Origin of the sequence: Methylobacterium tarhaniae (assembly GCF_001043955.1) — a bacterium.
Lineage (GTDB): Bacteria > Pseudomonadota > Alphaproteobacteria > Rhizobiales > Beijerinckiaceae > Methylobacterium > Methylobacterium tarhaniae.
Genome location: NZ_LABZ01000222.1, coordinates 1 through 6,585, shown reverse-complemented (window position 1 = coordinate 6,585; position 6,585 = coordinate 1). Strand labels below are relative to the sequence as shown.

Sequence of the window (6,585 nt, the reverse complement as noted above, 5' to 3'; positions counted from 1 at the left end):
GGGAAGAGGCGCTGTGGCGGGCCGCCGCCACCACGTCGGCCCGGTCCTCCGGCGGGGCCGCCGCCACCATGTGGACGACGGTGACGAGGCGGTTGGCCAGCGCGCTCGGCCGCTCGTCGGAGCGGCGCAGCTCGGGCCGCAGCAGCAGGAAGGCCACCGTCACGACCACGTGGGTGACCACGATCGCGGCGACCACCAGCAGGGCGAGCTGCCCGGCGATGCGGCCCGTGAGCGGCCCCCGCCCGGTCATGTCGAGACCACCTCCGGCGTGAACAGGTAGCCGCCGGAGCGGATGGTCTTGATCATCTCCGGGTTGCGCGGATCGCGCTCGATCTTCTGGCGGATGCGGCTCACCAGCACGTCGATGCTGCGCTCGAACGGCCCGGGGGCGCGCCCTTGCGTCAGGTCGAGGAGCTGGTCGCGGGAGAGCACCCGGCCCGGCCGCAGGCACATGGCGTGCAGGAGGTCGAACTCCGCCCCGGTGAGGGCGACCTGCGCGCCCTCCGGGTTGAGGAGCTGGCGCAGGCCCGCATCGAGCACGAAGCCCGCGAAGGCGTGGCGGCGCACGCCCTCGTCGTCGCGGCCCTGCGCAGCGGAACCGCGGCGCAGGATCGCCCGGATGCGGGCGAGCAATTCGCGCGGGTTGAAGGGCTTGGCCAGGTAGTCGTCGGCCCCGATCTCGAGCCCGACGATCCGGTCGATCTCCTCGCTCTTGGCGGTGAGCATCAGGATCGGGATGCCGGAGGCGGCACGCAGGCGCCGGCAGATCGACAGCCCGTCCTCGCCCGGAAGCATCAGGTCGAGCACGATCAGGTCGACCCGGGAATCGGCCAGGAGCCGGTCCATCTCGCGGCCGTCGCCAGCGATCGAGACCCGGCAATCGTTGCCGCGGAGATAGCGGGCGACCAGCGTGCTGATCTCGCGATCGTCCTCGACGATCAGGATGTGCGGTGTCGTGCTCACGGTCCCGCCTTATGCCCGAGACAGGGTTTTGCTTGAAGCCATCATTGTGCATCCGTCTGTTGCTGGGTCCGCCGCGCGACACCATCGCGCAACCGAGGCCCGTCCGCCGCGCTCGACATCGTGTCCCGCTGCGTCGGCCCCGCGCCGGCCAGCCTTCGTGATGGTGCCGCATTTTCGCGCGATGGGGAGCCCGGACCGGGGCCCATTCGACCGGGAAATGCATTAGGGCTGTGCACCACCGACCAGCCCCGGAGGATTCCCATGCAGCAGAACCGCCTGTTCGACGACTTCGCCCGCCTGATGACCGACGCCGCCGGCGCGGCCCAGGGCGTGCGCCGCGAGGCCGAGACCATGGTCAAGGCGCAGATCGAGCGCATGCTGCGGGACATGGACGTGGCCACCCGCGAGGAGGTCGAGGTGCTGCGTGACCTCGTGGCGTCCCTGCGCGCCCAGAACGACGCGCTCGCGGCCCGCGTCGCGGCGCTGGAGGCCAAGCCTGCCGATACGAAGCCTGCCGATACGAAGCCGGCCGAGGCGAAGCCTGCCTCCGCCAAGGCGAAAGGGCCCGCCTCCGACGGCACCGCGACGGCCTGACGCCCCGTCCCGACGCGTCCCGCTTGTGCACAGGAAGCTTCGGTGGATAGCCGGCGGTGCGCCGCCGCCACCGCGGCTTTCCGCTTTGAGTCCCTGGACTCGCCCGGGCTATAGTGGGTCACGCACTGATTCGCAGCCGCTCAGGGGAGACAAGTCGACACTTAAAGCTTATCGCCTGCACGCCCTGACCGTGCCCGGGTCGCGATCTGCCTTGAAGACGACACTCGCCGCGTTCGCTGACGCAGCTGTTTCCCGCTCGGACGAGCCAAACTTGGATCGCCATGACCCAGCTCAACATCGACGACCTGAACCGCGCCGAGCACCCGCTCGATGTCGTCGAACGCCTCGCCTCCCTCCGGGACTGGATCTTCGACCGTGCCGAGACCGACGAGATGTCGGTGGCGGTGGCGGGCCGCTGGGCCGAGTACCACGTCGCCTTCACCTGGATCGAGGACGTGGAGGCCCTGCACGTCGCCTCCGCCTTCGACCTGAAGGTGCCGGAGCGGCGGCGCAACGAGGTGCTGCGGCTCGTCTCCCTCGTCAACGAGCAGCTCTGGGTCGGGCATTTCGACCTCTGGAACAGCGAGCACGTGGTGATGTTCCGCCACGCGCTGCTGCTCACCGGCGGCGCCGAGCCGACGCACGGCCAGTGCGAGACCATGCTGAAGACCGCGGTCGAGGCCTGCGAGCGCTACTTCCAGGCCTTCCAGTTCGTGATCTGGGCCGGCAAGACCGCCCGCGAGGCCCTGGACGCGGTCCTGTTCGAGACCGAGGGCGAGGCGTGAGCGCCACCACGGACCTGCCGGCCTCGCTGATCCTGGTCGGCGCCGGCAAGATGGGCGGCGCGATGCTGGAGGGCTGGCTCGCCGACGGGCTGCCGGGCGCCCGCATCGCCGTCATCGATCCCGACCCCGCCCCCGCGATGGCGGCGCTCTGCGCGGCGCACGGCATCGCCCTCAACCCGGCCGACCCGGGCGAGCCCGAGGCCCTGGTGCTGGCGATCAAGCCGCAGGGGCTGGAAGCCGCCGCCGCCGCGGTGGCGCCCCTCGCCGGGCCCGGCACCGTCGTGGTCTCGGTGCTGGCGGGCAAGACCATCGCCAACCTGAAGGACCGCCTGCCCCGGGCCCGCGCGGTGGTGCGGGCGATGCCGAACCTGCCGGCGAGCATCCGCCGGGGCGCGACCGGCGCGGCGGCCTCGCCCGAGACCAGCGAGGACCAGCGCCGCATGGCGCACGCGCTCCTCTCCGGTGTCGGCCTCGTCGAGTGGCTGGAGGGCGAGGAACTGATCGACGCCGTGACGGCGGTGTCGGGGTCCGGCCCGGCCTACGTCTTCCTGCTGGCCGAGGCGCTCGCCGCCGCGGGCGTCGCCGCCGGGCTGCCGGCCGAGATCGCGCAGCGCCTCGCCCGCCAGACGGTGGCGGGCGCGGGCGAGCTTCTGGGACAGAGCCCCGAGACGCCGGCCACGCTGCGCCGGAACGTGACGTCGCCCGGCGGCACCACCGCGGCGGCCCTCGCGGTGCTGATGGCCGAGGACGGCCTCTCGCCCCTGCTGCGGGACGCCGTGGCGGCGGCGAAGCGGCGGGCCGGCGAGCTGGCGGGCTGAGGATCGCCGGCGATGGCGCGCGGGCGCGTCGCCGCGGCCCCCTGCCCGGCGGGCGGGACGATCCCTAGATAGGCGGTCGAGGCGGATGGGCCGCCTCGGGGAGGCGCGAGCGACGCGCCCTCCGCCGCAACGGTATCGGAGCGTCCATCCATGGCCCGCACCCCCAAGGCGTCCGACGACACGGCGTCCGGCGAGCAGTCCGGCGCCACCCGCCTGCCGCCGCGGGAGGCGATCGTCGAGGCGCTGATGCGGCTCGCCGCCGAGCAGCCCTGGAACGACATCGAGATCGTCGACATCGCCCGCGAGGCCGGCGTGAGCCTGGCGGAGTTCCGCGACTGCTATCCCTCGAAGGGGGCGGTGCTCGGCGGCTTCTCGCGCATGATCGACAAGCAGGTTCTGGAGGGCGCGAGCGACGACCTCGACGACGAGCCGACCCGCGAGCGCCTGTTCGACGTGCTGATGCGCCGCCTCGACGCGATGGACCCCTACAAGCCGGCCCTGCGCCGCATCGCCTTCGCGCTGCGCGGCGACCCGCTGTCGCTCGCCGCCCTCAACCAGGTGGCGCTCAACTCGCAGCGCTTCATGCTGGCCTCGGCCGGCATCAGCACCGAGGGGCCGCTCGGCCGCATCAAGCTCCAGGGCGTGGTGATCGCCTTCGCGCGCACCCTGGAGGTGTGGCTGGACGACGACGACCCGGCCTTGGCCCGCACCATGGCGGCGCTCGACCGCGAGATCCGCAACGGCGAGCGCTTCATGGAGCGCGCCGAGGACGTGCGGCGCCTGACCGCGCCGTTCCGGGCGCTGGCCCAGTCCCTCGCCGAGGGCGGGCGCCGCCGGCGGCGGCGCGAGCGCCGGGACGGGGACGACCGCAACGAGGACGAGGGCAATCCCCTCGGGGGCGACCCGGCGGCGGCGATCTGACGCCGCACCCATCCCCGACAATTCGAGCGGTTCCAGGGTGACCGTGCGTCGCGCATTGTCTAGCCTCAAGCGGCGTTCGCCGTCGCGGTGACGGCGATCACCCCTTGAGGACCGTTCCGGATGCTCGACCTGTCCACCCGCGCGCCGGCCAAGATCGCCCGCGTCGAGCAGCCGCGCTACACTGCCGTCTCCCAGGCCCTGCACTGGCTCACCGCCGCCCTGGTGCTGGCGGTGCTGCCCCTCGCCTGGATCGCCACGAGCCTGCCGGCGAGCCCGGCCAAGGGCTTCTACTTCCAGTTGCACAAGTCGGTCGGCATCACGATCTTCGCCATCGTCGCCCTCCGCATCCTGTGGCGGGCCTGGCACCCGGCGCCTCCGGAGGTCTACGTGCCGCGGGGCCTGGCGCTGCTCGGCCGGATCAACCACTGGCTGCTCTACCTCGTGTTCCTGCTGATGCCGGCGAGCGGCTTCGTGCTCTCGGCCGCCGCGGGCAGCACGACGCAATACTTCTTCCTGTTCCCGATCCCGCCCTTCATGGAGAAGAACAAGGCGGTGCAGGATCTCGCCGACCAGATCCACCTGGCCGGCCAATACGCGGTCTATGCCCTGGTGGCGCTTCACGTGCTGGCCACCGCCTGGCACCTGATCGTGCGCCGCGACGCCCTGCTCGACCGGATGCTGCCGCGCCAGGATGCCTGAGCGCCGAAGCGTGAGCGCCGTACCGCGCGATCACCTCTACCTGCTGAGACCGGACTTCGCCGATCCGGCCTATCCGGACCGGCGGTTCTATTGCTGGCACTGCGCCCTGATCGAGGGCGTGCTCGCGGGCTTCCCCGCCCTGGCCGGGCGCCTCGACGTGACGCGCCTGCCCTGGCCGCGGCCGCGGCAGGCGCTCATCGATCGCGTCGGCGAGGCGAATCAGTCGCTGCCTCTCCTGGTGCTGGCGGCCGACGCGCCGGACGCCTTCGCCACCGGGCGCCACGGCGCGGTGCGCTTCATCGACGACAAGGACGCGATCCTGCGGGCCCTGCACGCGCGCCACGGTTTTCCGGAGCCGCATCCGTGAGGGCGTCGCCTCCATCCGTCCCGGGCCCGTAGCGCCGCGCGACCGGATGCATCGTGCCCAAGAGGCCGGCGGCCGCGGGATGCGCGCTTTTGCAGCAACCGCGGGCGTTGCGCGCAGCCGGGCCGTTGGCGATGACGCGGGACTTGTGTCACGAGACTTGTGTCACAAGACCTGGGTCTTCGGCACTACGTGTCCAGTATATCGCGCAGGAGGCGACGCGAGCGTGACCGACCACCGCGACGAGAGCCGCATCACGGCCGAGTTGACCCGGACCGGGGCGAGCCCGGACCCGTTCGCGGCGGCGGTGCGGGCGACGCGCATGCCCATGGTGATCACCGATCCCCACCGGCCCGACAACCCGATCGTCTTCGTCAACGACGCCTTCACCCGGCTGACCGGCTATGCCAGGGACGAGATCGTCGGCCGCAACTGCCGCTTCCTCCAGGGCCCCGAGACCGACCCGGACGACGTCGCGCGGATCCGCGAGGCGATCGCCCAGAGGGTCCCGATCGAGATCGACCTCCTCAACCGCAAGAAGAGCGGCGAGGCGTTCTGGAACCGCCTGCTCGTCTCGCCGGTCTTCGACGAGGCCGGGCAGCTCACCTATTTCTTCGCCTCGCAGTTCGACGTGACGCTGGAGCGCGACCGGCTGGTGCGCCTGCAGCGCGACCGCGACGCGCTGGAGCGGGAGATCGAGCGGCGCTCGCACGCCCTGCGGCGGAGCGAGGAGCGCCTGCACTTCATCCTCAAGGCCTCGCGCCTCGGCTCCTGGACCCTCGACCTCGCCGACATGCGGCTGGTGGCCTCGGACCGCTGCAAGCGCAATGTCGGCCGGGAGCCGGGCGAACCGTTGACCTACGACGACCTGATCGCCGCGATCCTGCCGGAGGATCGCGACCGGATGCAGGCGGCGGTCCGCGACTCGATCGAGACCCGGAGCGACTACGACATCGAGTACCGGGTCCGCACCCCGGCCGGCGAGGTGCGCTGGCTGCAGATCCGAGGCCAGCCCTTCTACGACGCGGACGGCGAACCCCTGAGCATGGCCGGCGTGGCCCTCGACGTGACCGAGCGCAAGCGCGGCGAGGAGCATCGGGCGCTGCTCGCCGAGGAATTGAACCACCGGGTGAAGAACTCGATGGCGACGATCCAGTCGATCGCCAACCAGACCCTGACCCACGCCACCTCGCTGAGCGAGGCACGCATCGCCTTCAATGCGCGCCTGCAATCGCTCTCGGCCGCCCACGACGTCCTGACCCGTGAGAGCTGGGAAGGCGCGACCCTGACGGAGATCGTGGACGAGGCCCTGCGCCCGTTCCGCACCGGCACGGGCGTCCGCTTTCAGGTCGACGGGCCCCCCATCCGCCTGCCGCCCCGGCTGGCGCTGGCCTTCGTGATGGCCCTGCACGAGCTGGCGACCAACGCGGTCAAGTACGGC

Annotated in this window: 8 protein-coding genes and 1 pseudogene; 7 read left to right on the top strand and 2 right to left on the bottom strand. The window is 72.0% G+C overall.

All coding sequences use genetic code 11. The features are described from left to right. Positions 1-250 (bottom strand): annotated as a pseudogene (locus VQ03_RS26190) (hypothetical protein); the annotation flags it as partial. Next, positions 247-963, bottom strand: coding sequence for a response regulator (locus VQ03_RS26185; protein ID WP_048453854.1), 717 nt, complete (start codon positions 961-963; stop codon positions 247-249). The pseudogene VQ03_RS26190 and the gene VQ03_RS26185, both read right to left, overlap by 4 nt. A gap of 261 nt (positions 964-1,224) precedes the next feature. Between VQ03_RS26185 and VQ03_RS26180 the strand changes: the two genes are divergently transcribed. From VQ03_RS26180 to VQ03_RS26150, 7 genes are all read left to right on the top strand, one after another. Continuing rightward, the gene (locus VQ03_RS26180) at positions 1,225-1,557 is read left to right on the top strand and encodes an accessory factor UbiK family protein (protein ID WP_048453853.1); all 333 of its coding nucleotides are present in this window, start codon (positions 1,225-1,227) and stop codon (positions 1,555-1,557) included. 281 nt (positions 1,558-1,838) lie between these two features. Next, complete coding sequence (locus VQ03_RS26175) at positions 1,839-2,342, top strand: type III secretion system chaperone family protein (protein WP_048453852.1); 504 nt, start codon at positions 1,839-1,841, stop codon at positions 2,340-2,342. Further along, positions 2,339-3,160, top strand: a complete 822-nt coding sequence (gene proC / locus VQ03_RS26170; RefSeq protein WP_048453851.1) for a pyrroline-5-carboxylate reductase — start codon at positions 2,339-2,341, stop codon at positions 3,158-3,160. The genes VQ03_RS26175 and proC overlap by 4 nt, the downstream gene beginning before the upstream one ends. A gap of 150 nt (positions 3,161-3,310) precedes the next feature. Continuing rightward, entirely contained in the window at positions 3,311-4,081 is a 771-nt protein-coding gene (locus VQ03_RS26165) for a TetR family transcriptional regulator (RefSeq protein ID WP_048453850.1), read from the top strand. A 120-nt stretch (positions 4,082-4,201) separates the two neighbouring features. After that, on the top strand, positions 4,202-4,780 hold the full coding sequence (locus VQ03_RS26160) for a cytochrome b (RefSeq protein WP_048453849.1): 579 nt from the start codon (positions 4,202-4,204) through the stop codon (positions 4,778-4,780). Positions 4,781-4,790: 10 nt separating this feature from the next. After that, positions 4,791-5,147 carry a DUF3088 domain-containing protein gene (locus VQ03_RS26155; RefSeq protein WP_245292198.1) on the top strand — a complete coding sequence of 119 codons (357 nt, stop codon included), beginning with the start codon at positions 4,791-4,793 and terminating at the stop codon, positions 5,145-5,147. 223 nt (positions 5,148-5,370) lie between these two features. Then, positions 5,371-6,585: PAS domain-containing protein (locus VQ03_RS26150; protein WP_048453847.1), on the top strand; the 1,215-nt coding region annotated here is incomplete at its 3' end.